The 19274-nt window shown below is 72.9% G+C and carries 17 protein-coding genes and 1 pseudogene; 13 read left to right on the top strand and 5 right to left on the bottom strand.

Annotation, left to right across the window (positions count from 1 at the left end; all coding sequences use genetic code 11):
- Nucleotides 1-129 precede the first annotated feature (129 nt).
- Genes ACZ6SQ_RS19255 through ACZ6SQ_RS19245 form a run of 3 tightly spaced genes read left to right on the top strand, consistent with a single transcriptional unit; the run spans nt 130 to nt 2991 of the window.
- Nucleotides 130-921 (top strand): DUF5819 family protein, encoded by a 792-nt coding sequence (locus tag ACZ6SQ_RS19255; protein WP_469563333.1) that lies wholly within the window; start codon nt 130-132, stop codon nt 919-921.
- The gene (locus tag ACZ6SQ_RS19250; RefSeq protein ID WP_469563330.1) at nt 918-2219 is read left to right on the top strand and encodes an HTTM domain-containing protein; all 1302 of its coding nucleotides are present in this window, start codon (nt 918-920) and stop codon (nt 2217-2219) included. The genes ACZ6SQ_RS19255 and ACZ6SQ_RS19250 overlap by 4 nt, the downstream gene beginning before the upstream one ends.
- A 10-nt stretch (nt 2220-2229) precedes the next feature.
- Nucleotides 2230-2991, top strand: a complete 762-nt coding sequence (locus ACZ6SQ_RS19245) for a TrmH family RNA methyltransferase (protein WP_469563328.1) — start codon at nt 2230-2232, stop codon at nt 2989-2991.
- Between the two features lie 2 nt (nt 2992-2993).
- Here ACZ6SQ_RS19245 and paaN read toward each other — a convergent pair whose 3' ends face one another.
- The gene (paaN, locus tag ACZ6SQ_RS19240) at nt 2994-4685 is read right to left on the bottom strand and encodes a phenylacetic acid degradation protein PaaN (protein WP_469563324.1); all 1692 of its coding nucleotides are present in this window, start codon (nt 4683-4685) and stop codon (nt 2994-2996) included.
- Nucleotides 4686-4845: 160 nt separating this feature from the next.
- Here paaN and ACZ6SQ_RS19235 point away from each other — a divergent pair, with 160 nt between their 5' ends.
- The 3 genes from ACZ6SQ_RS19235 (at nt 4846) to ACZ6SQ_RS19225 (ending at nt 7419) form a co-directional block, all read left to right on the top strand.
- A complete protein-coding gene (locus tag ACZ6SQ_RS19235) occupies nt 4846-6363 on the top strand; it encodes a 3-hydroxyacyl-CoA dehydrogenase (protein WP_469563321.1) in 1518 nt (505 codons plus the stop codon).
- Nucleotides 6360-6950: a TetR/AcrR family transcriptional regulator gene (locus ACZ6SQ_RS19230; RefSeq protein WP_469563318.1), complete on the top strand. Its 591-nt coding sequence runs from the start codon at nt 6360-6362 to the stop codon at nt 6948-6950. Before ACZ6SQ_RS19235 ends, ACZ6SQ_RS19230 begins: the two co-directional genes overlap by 4 nt.
- Nucleotides 6951-7098: 148 nt before the next feature.
- Nucleotides 7099-7419, top strand: coding sequence for a hypothetical protein (locus tag ACZ6SQ_RS19225; RefSeq protein ID WP_469563315.1), 321 nt, complete (start codon nt 7099-7101; stop codon nt 7417-7419).
- Between the two features lie 16 nt (nt 7420-7435).
- Here the strand turns inward: ACZ6SQ_RS19225 and ACZ6SQ_RS19220 are convergent, their stop codons facing one another.
- A complete protein-coding gene (locus ACZ6SQ_RS19220; protein WP_386378106.1) occupies nt 7436-7918 on the bottom strand; it encodes an Lrp/AsnC family transcriptional regulator in 483 nt (160 codons plus the stop codon).
- A 188-nt stretch (nt 7919-8106) separates the two neighbouring features.
- On the opposite strand from ACZ6SQ_RS19220, the gene pdhA reads away from it, so the two are divergent.
- The 5 genes from pdhA to ACZ6SQ_RS19195 all read left to right on the top strand — a co-directional run bounded on the left by pdhA (nt 8107) and on the right by ACZ6SQ_RS19195 (nt 14159).
- Entirely contained in the window at nt 8107-9252 is a 1146-nt protein-coding gene (gene pdhA, locus ACZ6SQ_RS19215) for a pyruvate dehydrogenase (acetyl-transferring) E1 component subunit alpha (RefSeq protein WP_469563312.1), read from the top strand.
- The gene (locus ACZ6SQ_RS19210) at nt 9249-10253 is read left to right on the top strand and encodes an alpha-ketoacid dehydrogenase subunit beta (protein WP_389324384.1); all 1005 of its coding nucleotides are present in this window, start codon (nt 9249-9251) and stop codon (nt 10251-10253) included. Before pdhA ends, ACZ6SQ_RS19210 begins: the two co-directional genes overlap by 4 nt.
- Nucleotides 10253-11725, top strand: coding sequence for a dihydrolipoamide acetyltransferase family protein (locus ACZ6SQ_RS19205; protein ID WP_469563309.1), 1473 nt, complete (start codon nt 10253-10255; stop codon nt 11723-11725). Before ACZ6SQ_RS19210 ends, ACZ6SQ_RS19205 begins: the two co-directional genes overlap by 1 nt.
- Nucleotides 11726-11901: 176 nt before the next feature.
- Nucleotides 11902-12819 carry an NTP transferase domain-containing protein gene (locus ACZ6SQ_RS19200; RefSeq protein WP_469563306.1) on the top strand — a complete coding sequence of 306 codons (918 nt, stop codon included), beginning with the start codon at nt 11902-11904 and terminating at the stop codon, nt 12817-12819.
- Entirely contained in the window at nt 12816-14159 is a 1344-nt protein-coding gene (locus ACZ6SQ_RS19195) for a molybdopterin molybdotransferase MoeA (protein WP_469563303.1), read from the top strand. Before ACZ6SQ_RS19200 ends, ACZ6SQ_RS19195 begins: the two co-directional genes overlap by 4 nt.
- An 87-nt stretch (nt 14160-14246) precedes the next feature.
- Here the strand turns inward: ACZ6SQ_RS19195 and ACZ6SQ_RS19190 are convergent, their stop codons facing one another.
- On the bottom strand, nt 14247-15320 hold the full coding sequence (locus tag ACZ6SQ_RS19190; RefSeq protein ID WP_469563300.1) for a potassium channel family protein: 1074 nt from the start codon (nt 15318-15320) through the stop codon (nt 14247-14249).
- A gap of 153 nt (nt 15321-15473) precedes the next feature.
- On the opposite strand from ACZ6SQ_RS19190, the pseudogene ACZ6SQ_RS19185 reads away from it, so the two are divergent.
- A pseudogene (locus tag ACZ6SQ_RS19185) lies at nt 15474-16121 on the top strand (potassium channel family protein); the annotation flags it as partial.
- A gap of 44 nt (nt 16122-16165) precedes the next feature.
- On the opposite strand, the gene ACZ6SQ_RS19180 reads toward ACZ6SQ_RS19185, so the two are convergent.
- Nucleotides 16166-17014: an ABC transporter permease gene (locus tag ACZ6SQ_RS19180; protein ID WP_469563297.1), complete on the bottom strand. Its 849-nt coding sequence runs from the start codon at nt 17012-17014 to the stop codon at nt 16166-16168.
- The gene (locus ACZ6SQ_RS19175) at nt 17011-18030 is read right to left on the bottom strand and encodes an ATP-binding cassette domain-containing protein (RefSeq protein WP_469563294.1); all 1020 of its coding nucleotides are present in this window, start codon (nt 18028-18030) and stop codon (nt 17011-17013) included. The genes ACZ6SQ_RS19180 and ACZ6SQ_RS19175 overlap by 4 nt, the downstream gene beginning before the upstream one ends.
- A gap of 202 nt (nt 18031-18232) precedes the next feature.
- Here ACZ6SQ_RS19175 and ACZ6SQ_RS19170 point away from each other — a divergent pair, with 202 nt between their 5' ends.
- The gene (locus ACZ6SQ_RS19170; RefSeq protein ID WP_469563291.1) at nt 18233-19234 is read left to right on the top strand and encodes an NAD(P)H-quinone oxidoreductase; all 1002 of its coding nucleotides are present in this window, start codon (nt 18233-18235) and stop codon (nt 19232-19234) included.
- Nucleotides 19235-19274: the final 40 nt, after the last annotated feature.

The following is a 19274-nucleotide window of genomic DNA, read 5'->3' as shown; positions in this document are numbered from 1 at the left end:
GCGCCTGCCCTCGACGGACCGCCGGAGGACCGCCGGTCCGCGGCGGACGCTCGCCCTGCGACTCGAGCCGTTCCCGAGCCGGGGCCCGGTCCTGTGCCCGCCGCCGAACCCGAGCCGGTGCCGGAGCCCGTGTCTGTATCCGCTGCCGAGTCCGAATCGACGCCCGAGCCCGGGTCCGTACTCGCTGCCGAAGCCGAGTCGGTGCCCGAGCCCGGTTCCGTGCCCCTGCCCGCCGGGGTGCCGCCCGTCGGCTCCGTTCCCCGCGCTGGGGTCCGTACCGGGATCGCCGCGCTCTCCCCGCGCTACCAGGTCGGTGTCGCGCTGGCGCTCGCCGCTGTCGCCGTGGGGGTCTGTGTGCACCTGGGCATGGTGTTCCTGCACATCGCGCCGTCGAACACGCTCTCGAAGAAGCACGCCGACACGATCGACGACTGGGTGTACCCGGAGTTCGAGCAGAACTGGAAGCTCTTCGCGCCCAACCCGCTCCAGCAGAACATCTCCGTACAGGTGAGGGCGCAGATCAGCACGCCGGACGGCGGCAGGCGGCTCACCGGCTGGCAGGACCTGTCGGCGCAGGACGGCCGCGCGATAGACGGCAACATCTCGCCCAGCCACACGCAGCAGAACGAGCTGCGCCGGGCCTGGGACTTCTTCCAGTCGACGCACGACGCCGACAACCGTCCGGCCGGGGTGCGCGGAATGCTCGCCGAGTCGTATCTGCGGCGGATCGTGGTGCTGCGTCTGGAGCGCGCCGGCACGACCGGCCGGGGCGAGGCCGTCGAGCTGGTCCAGGTGCGCTCCAGCACGACGAACGTGCCGCCGCCGGAGTGGAGCGAGGAAGAGGTGTCGCTGAAGCCGACCCACCGGGTGCTGCCCTGGTGGACGGTGTCGCGGGACGAGGCGGAGGAGGTCGAGGGATGAACCGGTTCTCCCTGGCCGTCTCCGGCGCCATAGCCCGGGTCACCGAGGCGGCCCTCGGCCCGTACCAGGCGGCCGTGATCCGTATCGGCTTCGCCCTGACCTGGCTGCTGTTCCTGCTGCGCGAGTTCCCGCACCGCCATGAGCTGTACGGCCCCGACAGCCCGTGGAGCTGGGAGCTCGGGCAGCAGCTGGTCGACCTCAACCACGCGTTCACCGTGCTGATGTGGACGGACGGCAGGTTCTGGTTCGAGTCCGTCTATGTGCTCGCCGTGCTGTCCGCGGCGCTGCTGCTGGTGGGCTGGCGGACCCGGGCGATGTCCGTGGTGTTCATGGTCGGCGTGCTGTCGCTCCAGAACCGCAGCGTCCTGATGGGCGACGGCGGCGACAACGTGCTGCATCTGATGAGCATCTACCTGGTGTTCACGCGCTGCGGCCTGGTCTGGTCGCTGGACGCGCGCCGGGCAAGGCGCGGTGAGGCGGCACGCGCGCGTGGCACGGACGTCGTGGACCGCGCGGGGCCGGTGCTGTGGGGGCTGGCCGGTCTGGTGCTGGTCGTCGCGACCCTGGCCGGGAAGCTCGGCGACGACTGGATGCTGAAGGCGGCCGAGTCCGGCGGCGGCGGTGCGGCGGAGCGGGTGTGGATCTTCCTCGTCTCCGCGGTCAACGGCCCCGGCATGGTCCCGGCCCTGCTGTGGTCGGCGTGGGCGGCGCAGGGGCTGTGGTGGTTCGCCGTCCGCAGGGCCCGCACCGAGCAGCCACGCATCCTGCTGGACGTCGTGGCGAACATCCTGCACAACGCCGCCCTGCTGGTGATCATGGCCGAGGCGTGTCTGATCTACGCGACGGCCGGCTGGTACAAGGTCCAGGGTTCGCGCTGGCAGGACGGCACGGCGGTCTACTACCCGCTGCACCTCGACTACTTCTCCCCGTGGCCCGCGCTGAGCGGCGCGCTGTCCGCGAGCGCCACCATGCTGATGCTGGTGACCTACGGGACGGTGCTGGTCCAGGTCGCCTTCCCGTTCACCCTGCTCAACCGGCGGGTGAAGAACGTCCTGCTCGCGGTCATGATCACCGAGCACGCGGTGATCGCCGTGGTGCTCGGGCTGCCGTTCTTCTCGCTGGCCATGATCGCCGCGGACGCGGTGTTCCTGCCCACCGCGTTCCTGCGCCGGCTGGGCGCGCTCGCGGGTCGCGCGCGTGGCTGGCTGTTCCGCGCGGACCCGGGCCCGGCGCTGCCCGAGCGGCTGGTACGGAAGGTGCCGGAGCAGCCGGGGCCCTCACGGGTCACCCGCACGTAGGCTTCGGCGCATGAACGACCCCGTCGGCGCCTGGCGCCGCCTCGCCGAGGGAGACGCCCGCGTCCTGCTCGACGGCTTCCACGCCCTCAAGCACGCCCTGCGCTTCGGCGCCGAGGTCCCCGTCGCGGTGACCGCCGACCGGGCCGCCACGCTGGCCCTGGCCGACGAGCTGGCACCCGATGTGCGCCCGGCGCTGGAAGGGCTGCTGGCCGAGGTGCCGCAGGCGGTGTATGCCTCGCTGGTGCCGCGCCCGCACCCCACGGCCGTGGCCGCGCTCGCCGTACGGCCCTCGCGGGCGGGGCATCTGGAACGGCTCGCGCGCTCCTCGCGCACCGCTCCCGTGGTGCTGCTGGACCAGCCGCGCAACCTGGGCAACGCGGGGGCGGTGATCCGTCTGGCGGCCGGGTTCGGCGCGACCGGCGTCGTCACCACCGGCACCCTCGACCCCTGGCACCCCACGGTGGTGCGCGGCGGGGCGGGTCTGCACTTCGCGACCGCGGTGGAGCGACTGGAGGTGGCCGAACTGCCGCCCGGTCCGCTGTTCGCGCTCGACCCGGAGGGCGACGACATCCGGGGCGTGAAGCTCCCGGACGACGCCGTCCTCGCCTTCGGGTCGGAGCGCAGCGGCCTGTCCGCGGAGGTACGGGCGCGGGCGGACCACCTGGTGGCCCTGCCGATGCGCCCCCAGGTCTCCAGCTACAACCTCGCCACCAGCGTGGCCATGACGCTGTACCACTGGAGCCTGGGCGGCGCCCCGGACCTCCGCCCGTAGGCTCAGGCCTCCCGGCGCACCTCGACCACCCGGAAGCGGTTGGCGACGAACGCCCCGTCGCACAGGGCCGCGTTGGCCGCCGGGTTGCCGCCCGAGCCGTGGAAGTCGGAGAAGGCGGCGGTCTGGTTGACGTACACCCCGCCGGTGAGGTTGAGCGAGAGCTGCGCGGCCTCCTCCAGGCAGACCTCCTGCACGGCCTGCTCGACCTCGGCGTCGACGGTGTAGGCGCCGACGGTCATGGCGCCCTTGTCGCGGATCGTGCGCCGCAGCAGCTCCACCGCGTCGGTGGCGGAGTCGACGGCGACGGCGAAGGACACCGGGCCGAAGCACTCGTTCATGTAGGCGGCCTCGTCGTCCGGCTTGGCGCCGTCCAGCTTCACGATCACCGGGGTGCGCACGACCGCGTCCGGGAACTCCGGGTTGGCGACCTCGCGCGAGGCCAGCGCGACCTCGCCGAGGCCGGCGGCGGCCTCGAGGCGGGCCTTGACGTCCGGGTTGACGATCGCGCCCAGCAGCGCGTTCGCGCGGGCGTCGTCGCCGAGCAGGCCGTCCACCGCGCGGGCGATGTCGGCGGCGACCTCGTCGTAGGTCTTGGGGCCCTCGTCGGTGCGGATGCCGTCGCGCGGGATCAGCAGGTTCTGCGGGGTGGTGCACATCTGGCCGCTGTAGAGCGAGAGCGAGAAGGCCAGGTTGGAGAGCATCCCCTTGTAGTTGTCGGTGGAGTCCACCAGGACCGTGTTGACGCCGGCCTTCTCGGTGTAGACCTGCGCCTGGCGGGCGTTGGCCTCCAGCCAGTCGCCGAAGGCGGTGGAGCCGGTGTAGTCGATGATCCGGATCTCGGGGCGGGTGGCGAGGGTCTTGGCGATGCCCTCGCCGGGGCGCTCGGCGGCCAGCGCCACCAGGTTGGCGTCGAAGCCCGACTCGGTGAGCACCTCGCGCGCGACCTGCACGGTCAGCGCCAGCGGGAGCACCGCGCGCGGGTGGGGCTTGACCAGGACCGCGTTGCCGGTGGCGAGGGAGGCGAACAGGCCCGGGTAGCCGTTCCACGTCGGGAAGGTGTTGCAGCCGATGACCAGGCCGATGCCACGCGCGACGGGCGTGAACTGCTTGGTGAGCGCGAGCGGGTCCCGCTTGCCCTGCGGCTTCGTCCACTCGGCGGTGTCGGGGGTGCGCACCTGCTCCACGTACGCGTACGCCACGGCCTCCATGCCGCGGTCCTGGGCGTGCGGGCCGCCGGCCTGGAACGACATCATGAAGGCCTGGCCGGAGGTGTGCATCACCGCGTGCGCGAACTCGTGCGTCCGGTCGCTGATCCGCTTGATGATCTCCAGACAGACCGCCGCCCGCAGCTCCGCGCCCGCGTCGCGCCAGGCACGCTGTCCGGCCTTCATGGCGGGCAGCAGGACGTCGAGGTCCGCGTGCGGGTAGGTGACGCCGAGCTCGATGCCGTACGGGGAGACCTCGCCGCCGACCCAGTCGTCGGTGCCGGGCTGGCCGAGGTCCATGCGGGTGCCGAGGAGGGCGTCGAAGGCGGCCTTGCCCGCGGCCGCGTCCAGGCTGCCGTTCTCCCCGTAGGCCTTGGGATGCTCGGGATGCGGGGACCAGTACGCGCGCGTGCGGATCGCTTCCAGCGCCTGGTCGAGGGTGGGCCGGTGCTGGGCGATCAGCTGGTGCGCGGTGAGTTCGGCGGCCATGCGGGACCAACTCCTCGTGTGGAGAACTCTTCCTTGAGCTCGTGACCTGTCCCGAAGCATGGGCAGGGACAGGCGGTCAGAGTTAGAGTAACCGAACGATCGGTCGGTTCAAGGGGGACCGCCGCATCTGTGGAAAACCCCGTGCGGGAGGATCGCGCACATGACAGCACTCGACCTCGGCAGCCCTGTGGCAGTCGTCGGCACCGGCACCATGGGCCAGGGCATCGCCCAGGTCGCCCTGGTCGCGGGCCATCCCGTACGCCTGTACGACGCTGCTCCCGGGCGTGCCCGGGCGGCGGCCGACGCGATCGGCGCCCGCCTGGACCGGCTCGTCGAGAAGAGCCGGCTCGCCGCCGCCGACCGCGACGCCGCGCGCGCCCGCCTGGAGCCCGTGGAGGACATCGCCGGGCTCGCCGACTGCGGGCTGGTCGTCGAGGCGATCCTGGAGCGGCTCGACGTCAAGCAGGAGCTGTTCCGCGCGCTGGAGGACGTCGTCGCGGACGACTGTCTGCTGGCCACGAACACCTCGTCCCTGTCGGTCACGGCCATCGGCGGGGCGCTCGCCAACCCCGGCCGGTTCGTGGGCCTGCACTTCTTCAACCCGGCCCCGCTGCTGCCGCTGGTCGAGGTCGTCTCCGGGTTCGCCACAGACGTCACTTCTGCCACGCGCGCGTACGAGACCGCCCGGGCCTGGGGCAAGACGCCGGTCGCCTGCGCCGACACCCCCGGCTTCATCGTCAACCGCATCGCCCGGCCCTTCTACGCCGAGGCCTTCGCCGTCCTCGAGGCCCAGGGCGCCGACCCGGCCACCGTCGACGCCGTGCTGCGCGAGTCGGGCGGCTTCCGGATGGGCGCCTTCGAGCTGACCGACCTGATCGGGCAGGACGTCAACGAGTCGGTGACGCACTCGGTGTGGACGTCCTTCTTCCAGGACGTCCGCTTCACGCCCTCCCTCGCCCAGCGCCGCCTCGTCGAGGCGGGCCGGCTCGGCCGCAAGTCCGGACACGGCTGGTACGACTACGCCGACGACGCCGAGCGCCCCGAGCCGCACACGGCCGAGAAGGAGCAGCCGCCCGCCTACGTCGTCGCCGAGGGCGACCTCGGCCCGGCCTCCGAAGTGCTCGCGCTGATCCGCGAGGCGGGCATCCAGGTCCGCGAGGAGGAAGAGGACCACGGCACCCGCCTGGTGCTGCCCAGCGGCGGCCAGCTGGCCCTCGCCGACGGCCAGACCTCGGTCGAGTTCCGCGACGTCGTCTACTTCGACCTCGCCCTGGACTACCGCGCGGCCACCCGCGTCGCCCTGTCCGCCTCCCGGGACACCTCCCCGCAGACCCTCGGCGAGGCCATCGGGCTGTTCCAGGCGTTCGGCAAGAAGGTCAGCGTCATCGGGGACGTCCCGGGCATGATCGTCGCCCGTACGGTCGCCCGGATCATCGACCTCGCGCACGACGCCGTCGCCAAGGGCGTGGCCACCGAGGAGGACATCGACACCGCGATGCGTCTCGGCGTCAACTACCCGCTCGGCCCCTTCGAGTGGAGCCGCAGGCTCGGCCGGAACTGGGCGTACGCCCTGCTCGACGACCTGCATCTGCGGGACCCCTCCGGCCGCTACGCGCCGTCCCTCGCGCTGTACCGCCACGCGTACGCGTCCGACAAGCGGGAGGGGAGCACCTCATGACCACGGCCAGACGCGACACCTACACGCCCGAGACGCTGCTGTCGGTGGCCGTCCAGGTGTTCAACGAGCGCGGCTACGACGGCACGTCCATGGAGCACCTGTCCAAGGCGGCCGGCATCTCCAAGTCGTCGATCTACCACCATGTCGCGGGCAAGGAGGAGCTGCTGCGCCGCGCGGTGAGCCGGGCGCTCGACGGGCTGTTCGGCATCCTGGAGGAGGAGCACGCGCGCGCGGGGACCGCCGCCGAGCGCCTCGAGTACGTCGTACGGCGCATGGTCGAGGTCCTCATGGCCGAACTGCCGTACGTGACGCTGCTGCTGCGTGTGCGCGGCAACACCGGCACCGAGCGGTGGGCGCTGGAGCGGCGCCGCGAGTTCGACCACCGGGTCGCCGACCTGCTGAAGGCGGCCGCCGCGGACGGCGAGGTGCGCGGCGACGTGGAGGTGCGGCTCGCCACCCGGCTGCTCTTCGGCATGATCAACTCGATCGTCGAGTGGTACCGCCCGGACGGCCGCGGCGCCAGCGAGCGCGAAGTGGCGGACGCGGTGGTGCGGCTGGCCTTCGGCGGGCTGCGGCGCGAGGACTGAGTCCGGGCGCGGCGGCAGGGCGCGCGCCGAGCACACCGGCGCCCGGCGCCGGGGTCAGGCCCGAGTCCTGCCCTTGAGTACGCGCGCGTGCCGGGATGAGTACGCCACCCCATGACCCGGCCCGGCACGCGCTGATGGGGTGGGGGGCATGCCGCAGAACGCTGTGCGAACCGACTCCCCCGCCCGGGGCACCGCCCACCCCACCTGGTGGCGGGCGCCTCTCGTGGCCACCCTGGCCGGGCTGCCGTTCCTGGTGCTGGAGTTCCACTGGTTCCGGTCGCAGGACGGCCTCGGCTCGCTCGGGGGACTGTTCTACTGGTCGTCGGGCCTGCTCGTCCTCGCCTGGGTGCTGCCGCGCCGGCGGTCCCTGCGGACGCCGCGGATGCTGATCTCCGGTGCCGGGCTCGGCTGTGTGATGCTGCCGGTGCTGTTCGCGCTGGCGCTCGGCATGGCCATGAGTTCGGGCTGAGGACCGCCCCCGCGGTTCAGCCCTGCGGCTCCAGGTCCTCCTCCTCGAACACCAGCAGCGTGCGGCTGCTGAGCACCTCCGGGATCGCCTGGAGCCGGGTGAGCACCAGTTCGCGCAGCGCTCGGTTGTCGGAGGTGTGCACCAGCAGCAGGACGTCGAAGTCGCCGCCCACCAGGGCGATGTGGGCCGCGCCGGGCAACTGCCTGAGCTGCTCGCGCACCGTGCGCCAGGAGTTCTGGACGATCTTCAGAGTGATGTACGCCGAGGTGCCCTGGCCCGCGCGCTCATGGTTGACGCGGGCGCCGAACCCGCGGATGACCCCGTCCTCGACGAGCCGGTTGATACGGGCGTAGGCGTTGGCCCGGGAGACGTGGACCCGCTCGGCCACGGAACGGACGGAGGCGCGCCCGTCGGCCTGGAGCATCCGCAGGATGTCCTGGTCCACCGCGTCCAGCGGTCGCGCCGACGGAGGCGCGGCGGCGTCGGGTCCGTCGGCCATTTGTTCAGGTGCCATGTCCCCCCGCCTCCCTGTCATGGACGTACTGCATCCATCTCAGGCTGTGGAGAACCGTTTGTCCACAGCCTGGTGCCGCCTGTAGCCAAAATGTGCCGACGACCGAACAATCGGTAGGTGAGGCGCATCACAGGAGCTGCGTCTCCTAGTCGCTCCCACGAGGAGGTGCCGTCATGACGGTCATGGAGCAGCGGGGCGGGTATCGGCCGTCCCCGCCGCCCGCCTGGCAGCCCCGCACGGACCCCGCGCCGCTGCTGCCGGACCCGGAGCCCTACCGCGTCCTCGGCACCGAGGCGGCCGCCAAGGCCGACCCGCAGCTGCTGCGCCGGCTCTATGCGGAACTGGTGCGCGGCCGCCGCTACAACACGCAGGCCACGGCGCTCACCAAGCAGGGCCGTCTCGCCGTGTACCCGTCCAGCACCGGCCAGGAGGCCTGCGAGGTCGCCGCCGCGCTGGCACTGGAGGAACGCGACTGGCTCTTCCCGAGCTACCGCGACACGCTCGCCGTCGTCGCGCGCGGTGTCGAGCCGGTCGACGCGCTCACGCTGCTGCGCGGCGACTGGCACACCGGCTACGACCCGCACGAGCACCGGGTGGCCCCTCTCAGCACCCCGCTGGCCACCCAGCTGCCGCACGCCGTGGGCCTCGCGCACGCCGCCCGCATCAAGGGCGACGACGTCGTGGCGCTCGCCATGGTCGGCGACGGCGGCACCAGCGAGGGCGACTTCCACGAGGCGCTGAACTTCGCCGCCGTCTGGCAGGCCCCGGTCGTCTTCCTCGTGCAGAACAACGGCTTCGCCATCTCCGTCCCGCTCGCCAAGCAGACCGCGGCGCCCACCCTGGCCCACAAGGCCGTCGGGTACGGCATGCCGGGCCGCCTGGTCGACGGCAACGACGCCGCCGCGGTGCACGAGGTGCTGACCGAGGCCGTGCGCCGTGCGCGCGAGGGCGGCGGGCCGACCCTGGTGGAGGCGGTGACGTACCGGATCGACGCCCACACCAACGCCGACGACGCCACGCGCTACCGCGGCGACGCCGAGGTCGAGGCCTGGCGCGACCACGACCCGATCCTGCTCCTGGAGCGCGAGCTGACCGACCGCGGACTGCTCGACGAGCAGGCGATCGACGCGGCCCGCGAGAACGCCGAGACCATGGCCGCCGCCCTGCGCGAGCAGATGAACCAGGACCCGGTGCTCGACCCCATGGACCTCTTCGCCCACGTCTACGCCGAACCCACGCCCCAGCTGCGCGAACAGCAGGCCCATCTGCGCGCCGAGTTCGACGCCGAGGCCGACACCCAGGAAGGGACCGCGCGATGACCACCGTCGCCGTGAAGCCCGCCACCATGGCGCAGGCCCTCACGCGCGCGATGCGCGACGCCATGGCAGCCGACCCGTCCGTGCACGTCATGGGCGAGGACGTCGGCACCCTCGGCGGTGTCTTCCGCGTCACCGACGGCCTGGCCAAGGAGTTCGGCGAGGACCGCTGCACCGACACCCCGCTGGCCGAGGCCGGCATCCTCGGCACCGCCGTGGGCATGGCCATGTACGGCCTGCGGCCGGTCGTGGAGATGCAGTTCGACGCGTTCGCCTACCCGGCGTTCGAGCAGCTCATCAGCCACGTCGCCCGTATGCGCAACCGCACCCGCGGCCGCATGCCGCTGCCGATCACCATCCGCGTCCCCTACGGCGGCGGCATCGGCGGCGTCGAGCACCACAGCGACTCCTCCGAGGCGTACTACATCGCCACTCCGGGGCTCCACGTCGTCACGCCCGCCACCGTGCCAGACGCCTACGGCCTGCTGCGCGCCGCCATCGCCTCCGACGACCCGGTCGTCTTCCTGGAGCCGAAGCGGCTGTACTGGTCGAAGGACTCCTGGAACCCGGAGGACCCGCAGAGCGTTGAGCCGATAGGCCGCGCGGTGGTGCGGCGCACCGGCCGGAGCGCCACACTCATCACGTACGGTCCGTCCGTTCCGGTCTGCCTCGAAGCCGCCGAGGCCGCCCGGGCCGAGGGGTGGGACCTCGAAGTCGTCGACCTGCGCTCGCTGGTGCCGTTCGACGACGAGACGGTCTGCGCCTCGGTGCGCCGGACCGGGCGAGCGGTCGTCGTCCATGAGTCGGGCGGGTTCGGCGGACCGGGCGGGGAGATCGCGGCCCGGGTCACGGAGCGCTGCTTCCACCACCTGGAGGCGCCGGTGCTGCGCGTGGCCGGGTTCGACATCCCCTATCCGCCGCCGATGCTGGAGAAGCACCACCTGCCCGGCGTCGACCGGATCCTGGACGCCGTGGCGCGTCTGCAATGGGAGGCCGAGAGCTGATGGCACAGGTGCTGGAGTTCAAGCTCCCCGACCTCGGGGAGGGGCTCACGGAGGCGGAGATCGTCCGCTGGCTGGTGGAGGTCGGCGACGTCGTCGCCATCGACCAGCCGGTCGTCGAGGTCGAGACGGCCAAGGCGATGGTCGAGGTGCCCTGCCCCTACGGCGGTGTGGTCACCGCCAGATTCGGCGAGGAGGGCAGCGAACTGCCCGTCGGGGCACCGCTGCTGACGGTCGCCGTGGGCGCGTCCGCCTCCGACGGTCCGGCCGGGACACCGGGCGGACAGCCGGGCGGGGCCTCCTCCACCGGTTCCGGGACGGACTCCGGCCCCGCCGGCAGGGCGTCCGCGGCCTCCGGCAACGGCTCGGCCGAAGGCTCGGGCAACGTCCTGGTGGGCTACGGCACGAGCGCTCCCCCGGAGCGCCGCCGCCGGGTGCGCCGCCCGGCCGTCACCCCGGCAGCCGCCGCGGGCACGGCCGGTACGCCCGCCGCCACGTTCGCGGCCGACGCCCCCGTCGTCGAGACCGCACAGGGCGAGGGCCCCGTTCCGGTGATCTCGCCGCTGGTGCGCCGCCTCGCCCGGGAGAACGGCCTGGATCTGCGTGATCTCACGGGCTCCGGCCCCGAGGGCCTGATCCTGCGGGCGGACGTGGAGTACGCGGTGAAGGCGGCCGCCGCGCAGGGCCGCACCGCCCAACCGTCGGCCGGTCCGCACCCGCACGTGGCCGAGGCCGCGGCGAACGCGGCACCCTCCGCCGCACGGGTCCGCTCCTCCGCCACACAGGGCGGGGTCCGTGTGCCCCTCAAGGGCGTGCGCGGCGCGGTCGCCGACAAGCTCTCGCGCAGCCGGCGCGAGATCCCGGACGCCACCTGCTGGGTGGACGCCGACGCGACCGAACTGATGCGGTCGCGTGCCGCGATGAACGCCGCCGGCGGGACGAAGATCTCCCTGCTCGCCCTGCTGGCCCGGATCTGCACGGCCGCGCTCGCCCGGTTCCCCGAGCTGAACTCCACGGTCGACCTGGACAACCGCGAGATCGTCCGGCTGGAGCAGGTCCACCTCGGCTTCGCCGCGCAGACCGAGCGGGGCCTGGTCGTGCCCGTCGTCCGGGACGCGCAGGCGCGGGACGCCGAGGGCCTGACCGCGGAGTTCGCGCGGCTCACCGAGGCGGGCCGCGCGGGGACGCTCACCCCGGCGGAGCTGACCGGCGGCACGTTCACGCTGAACAACTACGGGGTGTTCGGGGTCGACGGCTCGACGCCGATCATCAACCACCCCGAGGCCGCGATGCTCGGCGTGGGCCGCATTATCCCCAAGCCGTGGGTGCACGAAGGCGAACTGGCGGTCCGCCAGGTCGTGCAGCTGTCGCTGACGTTCGACCACCGCGTGTGCGACGGCGGCACGGCGGGCGGCTTCCTGCGCTATGTGGCGGACTGCGTGGAACAGCCGGCGGTGCTGCTGCGCACCCTCTGAGGGGCGTCGCGCTCCGTCAGGCCTCGCGGGGGCGTTCCTGCGCCCCCGCGGGCCCCGCACCGGGGCGGCCGGTCTGCTGCCCGTCGGTGGCCCGGCCTGTCGCCCGGCCCACCGACGGGCTGTGGAAGGCCTCACCCGGATACCCGTGGGCCCCGGCGGGCCCGCATACTCAGGGGGTGACCGAGAGCGCCCCTTCCGACTCCGCGTACGACGCCGTCGTGCTCGCCGGAGGCGCCGCGCGCCGGCTCGGCGGGGCGGACAAGCCCGGAGTACGGGTGGGCGGCCGCGCGCTGCTCGACCGCGTGCTCACCGCCTGCGCGGACGCGGGGACGACCGTGGTCGTCGCCGATCCGCGGCCCACGGCCAGGGCCGTGCGCTGGGCGCGCGAGGAGCCGCCCGGAGGCGGACCGCTCGCCGCGCTGGACGCCGGGCTGCGGCCCGTCGGCGCGCCCTACGTCGCCGTGCTCTCCGCCGATCTGCCCTTCCTGCGGGAGGGAACCGTCCACCGGCTGCTCGCCGCGGCACGGGCGGGCGGCAGCGACGGAGTGCTGCTCAGCGACGCCGACGGCCGTGACCAGCCGCTGGTCGCGGTCTACCGGACAGCCGCCCTGCGCCACGGTCTGGCCGCCCTCACCGCCGAGCACGGCTCGCTCACCGGGCTGCCGCTGCGGCGGCTGACCGGCGGCCTCGGTCTCACCCGCCTCACCGACCCCGTCGCGGCCTTCGACTGCGACACCTGGGACGACATCGCCGCCGCCAGGGCCCGCATCAGGGAGCATGAGCACGTGTTGGACGAATGGATCTCCGCAGTCAAGGACGAGCTCGGCATCGACCTGGACGTCGACACCGGCCTCCTGCTCGACCTGGCCCGCGACGCCGCGCACGGCGTGGCCAGGCCCGCCGCGCCGCTGACCACCTTCCTCGTCGGCTACGCCGCCGCCCGCGCGGGAGGCGGCCCCGAAGCGGTCGCCGAGGCCTCCCGCAAGGCCGCGGCCCTCGCCCTGCGCTGGGCGCAGGAGGACGCCGACAGCAAGCCCGACGCCGCCCCCGGAACCTCCGACGCCGCCCCCGGAACCTCTGCGGACGCCGGATGACCGCGCGAGGCCTGGGACGGGACGCCGACGACTTCGACGTCGAGGAGGCCCTCGCCCTGGTGAAGCGGCCCAGCGGCACCGAAGCCGCCGTACTCCCGCCCGCCGCGGGCGGCGGCCCGCAGGCGCCGGAGCACCGGCACCGGGCAACTCCCTGGCCCGAGGCCCGGGCCGTCGCCGCGCGTGCCGCGCGCCGGGTCGTGCGCCGCGCCCCCGTGCCGGTGCCCCTCGACGCCGCGCTCGGTCTCGTCCTGGCCGAGCCGCTCACCGCCCTCACCGACCTGCCCTCCTTCGACACCTCGGCCATGGACGGCTGGGCCGTGGCCGGGCCCGGACCCTGGACCGTGCGCGACGAGGGGGTGCTGGCCGGGCACGCCGAGCCGATCCGCCTGGACGACGGGGAGGCGGTCCGGATCGCCACCGGCGCCCGCATCCCCCCGGACACCACCGCCGTGCTCCGCAGCGAGCACGGCCGCACCGACGACAAGGGCCGGCTGCACCCCACCCGCGAGGTGGCCCACGGGCAGGACATCCGGCCGCGCGGCCAGGAGTGCCGCAGCGGCGACCAGCTGCTGAGCGTCGGGACGCCGGTGACGCCCGCCGTGCTGGGCCTGGCCGCGGCCGCCGGATACGACACCCTCAACACCGTGCCCCGCCCCCGCGCCGAGGTGTTCGTCCTGGGCGACGAACTGCTCACCGAGGGCCTGCCGCACGACGGGCTGATCCGCGACGCGCTCGGCCCGATGCTTCCGCACTGGCTGCGCGCGCTGGGCGCCGAGGTCGTCGCCGTGCGCCGCCTGGGCGACGACGCGGAGGCCCTGTACAAGGCCGTCACCGCCAGCGACGCCGAGCTGGTCGTCACGACCGGCGGCACCGCGGCGGGCCCCGTGGACCATGTCCACCCCACCCTGCGCCGCATCGGCGCCGAGTTGCTGGTGAACGGCGTGAAGGTGCGCCCCGGCCATCCCATGCTGCTGGCCCGCACCAAGGAGAACCAGCACCTGGTCGGTCTGCCGGGAAACCCCCTGGCGGCCGTCTCCGGGCTTCTGACGCTCGCCGAGCCGCTGCTGCGCACCCTGGCCGCCCGGCCGGCCCCGGAGCCCTGGACGCTGCCCCTGCGGGACGCCGTACAGGGACATCCGCACGACACCCGGCTCGTCCCGGTCACCCTGCGCGCCGATCACGCCGTTCCGCTGCACTACAACGGCCCGGCGATGCTGCGCGGGGTCGCGGCATCCGACGCCCTGGCCGTCGTACCGCCCGGTGGGGCTCTCCGTGGGCAGGAGGCGGAGCTGCTGGAGCTGCCGTGGGCGACCACGGGGCTCGGTGTGTGTTTCACGTGAAACAGGGCGGAGTGCGGTGTTTCACGTGAAACACCGCCGACCCGGCGGGTTTCGCCTCAGGGGGCGGGCTTCCGGTTCCGCTCCGGTCTACTCCGGCTCCTCCACCGCGATGACGCGCTGCACGGTGACGACACGGTCGCCGGCCCGCAGCGGTGAGGCGCGTTCGTCGGCATAGTCCAGTACCTTGCGCCCGCGTACGACGGCCATGACCAGGTCGGCGCAGGCCGTGGGCGGCTGCCCTGCCTCGGTGGCGGTGACGGGCCGTTCGATGAGGTCGAGCCCGTTGCCGAGGGTCATCAGATCCTCCAGGGTCCGGGCCACGACCGGGCTGACCACCGAGACGCCGAGCAGCCGGCCCGCGGAGCTGGAGCTGGTGACGACGGTGTCGGCGCCGCTCTGCCGCAGCAGTGGCACGTTCTCGTCCTCCCGGGCCGCCACGACGATGGTGGCGTGCCGGTTCAGCTGGCGGACGGTGAGCGTGATCAGCGCGGCCGTCTCGTCGCGCTGCGGGGCCACGATCACCCGGGCCGCGGTCTGCGCCTCGGCCTTCAGCAGCGTGTCGGAACGGGTCGCGTCACCGGTCACGGACACCAGCCCGTCGTCCCCGGCCGCGGTCGCCGCCTTGCGCTGGACGTCCACCACCACGATCCGGTCCTTGGTCACGCCCTGGCCGGTCAGGGTCTGCACCGCGTGGCGCCCCTTGGTGCCGTAGCCGACGACCACGGTGTGGCCGCTGGTGCGCGAGCGCCAGCGGTGGATGCGGACCTGTTGACGGGTGCGTTCGGTGAGCACCTCCAGGGTGGTGCCGACCAGGATGATCAGGAACAGCACGCGCAGCGGCGTGATGATCAGGATGTTGATCAGCCGCGCGGAGTCGCTGACCGGCGTGATGTCGCCGTATCCGGTGGTGGAGAGGGTGACGGTGGCGTAGTAGGCCGCGTCCAGCAGGCTGACGCTGCCGTTGGAGTTGTCGTTGTAGCCGTCGCGGTCGGCGTAGACGATCAGTGTGGTGAGCGCCAGCACCCCCAGCGCGAGGGCCAGGCGCCGCAGCACCTGCTGGAGCGGGGGCAGGGCCGTGCCGGTCGGCATGACGATGGAGCGACCGGCCTCGGCGTCGTCGCGGGCCTCGGTGCGTGAGCGGTACCAGAGGGACCGGAACATGGAGAACCTGGTCAATTTGGTCGGTCGTCTCTCGTCATGCCTCATCGTGTGCCCCCACGTCGGTGATCGGTAAAACAATGCACCATGGTCGCGGGGCGGGCGCGTGCAGAGGCAGGCAACTCGTCCACCCGTGGAACAAGCCGAGGAGGCCCTGTGCGTGACCACACTGTCGTCGTGGGATTCGGTACGAAGGGACGTACCGCGATCCGGACCGTCTGCGCGGCGGGACTGCGGCAGAACCAGGTGGTCGTGATCGACCCGAGCGCCAAGGCCGTCGCCGCGGCCGCGGCGGAGGGCTTCGAGGCTGTGGCCGGGGACGCGACGCGCAGCGACGTACTGCGCCAGGCGGAGGTGCAGCGGGCCAAGAAGATCATCGTCGCGACCCAGCGCGACGACACGGCCGTCCTGGTCGTGCTCACCGCGCGTCAGCTCAACCCCGGGGCGACGATCGTGGCCGCGGTCCGCGAGGAGGAGAACGCCCCGCTGCTGCGGCAGTCGGGCGCGGACGAGGTCGTCACCGGCGCGAGCGCGGCCGGCCGGCTGCTGGGCATGTCCGCCCTCAGCCCCTTCGCGGGCCTGGTCATGGAGGACCTGATGCGCCAGGGCAGCGGTCTCGACATGGTCGAACGGCCGGTCACCAAGGCCGAGTCCGGGCGCGGCCCGCGCGAACTGGCCCAGCTGGTGGTGAGCGTCGTACGCGGGCACCGGGTGCTGGCGTACGACGACCCGGCCATCGGCGTGCTGGAGCCGACGGACCGGGTCGTGGTGATCGTGCGCGCCGAGGGCGGTGTACAGGGTTAGAGCCGCTGCCCGCCCGGCACGACAGGGCCCTTGCGGGTGCCGGGTCACTTGCGGTTGTAGAGCCGCATCGTGATCGGGCCGAAGACCAGCACGAACAGGGCGGCCCAGCCGAGCGTCCAGGCGAGCTCGGCGGCGGGCCACTGGCCGGCCATCAGCTCGCGCACGGAGGTGGCGAGATGGGTGATGGGGCTGTTGTTGACGAACGCCTGGAGCCAGCCGGGCATCGTGTGCGGGTCGACGAAGACATTGGACAGGAAGGTGAGCGGGAAGATCACCATCATGCTGACGCCCATCACCGACTTCTCGGAGCGCAGCATCAGCCCGAACATCGTCCAGATCCACGAGAACGAGAACGAGAAGACGATCAGCAGCGCCACCCCGGCGAGGACACCGGCGAACCCGCCGTCCGGGCGGTAGCCGAGGATCAGGCCGACCAGCAGCATCACCGCGGACGCGATCGTGTAGCGCAGGGCGTCGCCGAGCAGATAGCCGACCATCGTCGACGGCCGCCAGATGGGCAGGGACCGGAAGCGGTCGAAGACGCCCTTCTCGATGTCGGTGTTCACCGAGACGCCGGTGTACATCGTGATCATCACGACCGACATCACCAGGATGCCCGGCAGCAGGAACTGGATGTACTCCTTCGGCGACCCGGCCAGCGCCCCGCCGAACAGGTACGTGTACATCAGCACCATCATGATCGGGAACGCCGTGACGTCGAACAGCTGCTCCGGCACGTGCTTGATCTTCAGGATGGAGCGCCAGCCGAACGTCAGCGAGGCCGACAGGGCACTGGGCCGGGGCGGGCGTTCCTCGGCCACGAGCAGGGCGGCGAGCGAATCGGCCCTGACGGGGGCGAGTTCGCCGGTCTCGGTGGTGGTCGCGGTGCTCATGCCGCCGCCTCGCCTTCGGTGTCGTCGTCGGTGGTCCGCGCCTCGGTGGCGTGTCCGGTCAGGGCGAGGAACACCTCGTCCAGGCTGGGCTGGCCCAGGGAGAAGTTGTCGACGGTGATGCCCCCGCGGGCCAGCTCCGCGAGCGCGCGGGCGGCCTGCTCGGCGGCGCCCTGCCCGTTGTCCGCGCCCGCCCCGACCCGGGCCGTCAGGGCCACGGGGTCCGGTTCGAGCTGGACGTCCGCGTCCAGGGTCAGCCGCAGGACCTGCTCGGCCGCGGGCCGCTGGGCCGCGTCGCGCAGCCGCAGGTGGACCGAGCCGGCGCCGACGGAGGCCTTCAGCTCGCCCTTGGTGCCCTCGGCGATCACCTTGCCCCGGTCGATCACGGCGATCCGGGACGCCAGCTGGTCGGCCTCGTCCAGATACTGCGTCGTCAGCAGCACGGTGGTGCCCTGGGCGACCACGGCGCGCACGATGTCCCACACCTGGTTGCGGCTGCGCGGGTCCAGACCGGTCGTCGGCTCGTCGAGGAACAGCAGGTCGGGGGTGTTGAGGATGGATGCGGCGATGTCGATACGGCGCCGCATGCCGCCCGAGTAGTTCTTGACCTGCTTCCCGGCGGCCTCGGTCAGCCCGAACGCCTCCAGCAGCTGCGCGGACCGTTCGCGCGCGGCCTTCTTGTGATGGCCGAGCAGCCGGCCGAGCAGGACGAGGTTCTCCGTGCCGGTGAGGTCCTCGTCGACCGAGGCGTACTGCCCGGTCAGGCTGACCCGCCCGCGCACCTCGTCGGCCTCGCGCACGACGTCGTGGCCGAATACATGCGCCTCGCCTCCGTCGGGCCTGAGCAGGGTGGCGAGCATCTTGACCGTGGTGGTCTTTCCGGCGCCGTTCGGGCCGAGGACGCCGTAGACCGTGCCGGTCGGCACGGCGAGATCGACGCCGTCGACGGCCCTGGTCTCACCGAACGTCTTCACCAGGCCCGCGGTCTCGATGGCCAGGCCTGGGGTCTGCTGGCTCATGGTGGGTTGTCCTTCCGCGTACGTGGGCTACGCATGGGGAGACCTTTACCGTGACGCGAACTCATCGGTCGCGCACAGGGAAATTCGCGGAGTCCGGTCGAAGGGCGGAGGGGGACCGGGACCTCGGACGCAGGGCGGGCGGTCCGTGAAGCGGTGGGGGAAGGCGGGGCGTGGCCGGGGCGGACGCAGTAGCGTCCGTTTCATGTATGCGATCACGATTCCCGAACCTGGTGGGCCCGAGGCGCTGGTCTGGGCCGAGGTGCCCGACCCGGAGCCCGGGCCGGGCGAGGTGCTCGTCGATGTGACGGCCAGTGCCGTCAACCGGGCCGACATCCTCCAGCGGCGCGGCTTCTACGACCCGCCGCCCGGAGCGTCCCCCTACCCCGGGCTGGAGTGCTCCGGGCGGATCGCCGCGATCGGCACCGGTGTGTCCGGCTGGTCCGTCGGCGACGAGGTGTGCGCGCTGCTCTCCGGCGGCGGCTACGCCGAGAAGGTCGCCGTTCCCGCGGGCCAGCTGCTGCCCGTGCCCCGGGGCGTCTCCCTGACGTGGGCGGCGGCGCTGCCCGAGGTGGTCTGCACGGTGTGGTCGAACGTGTTCATGATCTCCCACCTGCGTCCCGGCGAGACGCTGCTCGTGCACGGCGGCTCCAGCGGTATCGGCACCATGGCCATCCAGCTGGCCAAGGCCGTCGGCGCGAGGGTCGCCGTCACGGCCGGTACGCGGGAGAAGCTGGAGCGGTGCGCCGAGCTGGGGGCGGACATCCTGATCGACTACAAGGAGCAGGACTTCGTCGAGGAGATCGCCAAGGCCACGGACGGGGTGGGGGCCGACGTCATCCTCGACAACATGGGGGCCAAGTATCTGGACCGCAATGTGCGGAGCCTGGCGGTGAACGGGCGGCTGGCCATCATCGGTATGCAGGGTGGTGTGCAGGGCGAGCTGAACATCGGGGCGTTGCTTCGGAAGCGGGCGGCTGTCACGGCGACGTCTTTGCGGGCTCGGCCGGTGGAGGAGAAGGCGGCGATCGTGGCGGCCGTGCGGGAGCATGTCTGGCCGTTGGTCGAGGGTGGGCGGGTGCGGGCTGTTGTCGACCGGGAGGTGTCCATGGACGATGCGGGTGCGGGGCATCGGGTGTTGGAGGGGAGTGGGCATGTGGGGAAGGTGCTGTTGGTAGTGCCGGGTCCTGCCGGGGCTGTTGGGTAGTTTCGGGTGCTTTGTCCTGCCGGGGCTGGCGGGGTGGTGC

It is taken from the genome of Streptomyces sp. NPDC048600, assembly GCF_055587025.1.
Note: the sequence above shows the minus strand (reverse complement) of the source record. Positions and strands in the feature narration are given on the sequence as shown.